Annotated in this window: 1 protein-coding gene; it reads left to right on the top strand. The window is 67.8% G+C overall.

What is annotated here, in order from left to right:
- Positions 1 to 89: 89 nt before the first annotated feature.
- Positions 90 to 637, top strand: a 548-nt coding sequence (locus tag QQX02_RS13165) for an AraC family transcriptional regulator (protein WP_301143819.1), incomplete at its 3' end; no start/stop codon positions are given.

The following is a 637-nucleotide window of genomic DNA, read 5'->3' on the forward strand; positions in this document are numbered from 1 at the left end:
GGCACGGTAGCATCGCTCGGACAACCATGCATGCGGCGGTGCAGTAACCCCGTAGGCTTGCCCCCCGCGGGGCCGATTACGATGGCGAGATGACCAGACCCAACTCGATCAAAACCATCGGCCTGCTCGCCTATGACGATATGCAGGCGCTCGACCTGGCCGGTCCGCTGGACGTATTTGGCGCAGCCAACGCGTTCGGGTCGGGCTCGCCGAGCTATGAGCTTTGCGTCATAGGCCTGGGCACCCACGCGGTGCGCGCGGAGAACGGCCTGGCCATCGTGCCCGATCATGCGCTCGAAGGCGCACCGCCGCTGGACACCTTGTTGATCCCCGGTGGCGCCGGCGCCCGCCAAGGCCTTGATCGCGACGCGAGGCTGCTGGGCTGGGTGCGCGAGCGGGCGCTGCTGACGCGTCGCGTCGTTTCGGTCTGCACCGGCGCCTACATCCTCGCGGCGACCGGTTTGCTTGACGGTCGGGCGGTTACCACGCACTGGCAGTTCGCGGACGATTTGACGCGCCGGCATCCGGCTCTGCGCGTGGACCCGGACCGCCTGTTCATTCGCGACGGATCTTTCGCAACGTCGGGAGGGTTGACCGCCGGCATGGACCTGGCGCTCGCACTCGTCGAGGAGGACCT

The organism is Demequina muriae (genome assembly GCF_030418295.1).
In the GTDB taxonomy this organism is placed as follows: domain Bacteria; phylum Actinomycetota; class Actinomycetes; order Actinomycetales; family Demequinaceae; genus Demequina; species Demequina muriae.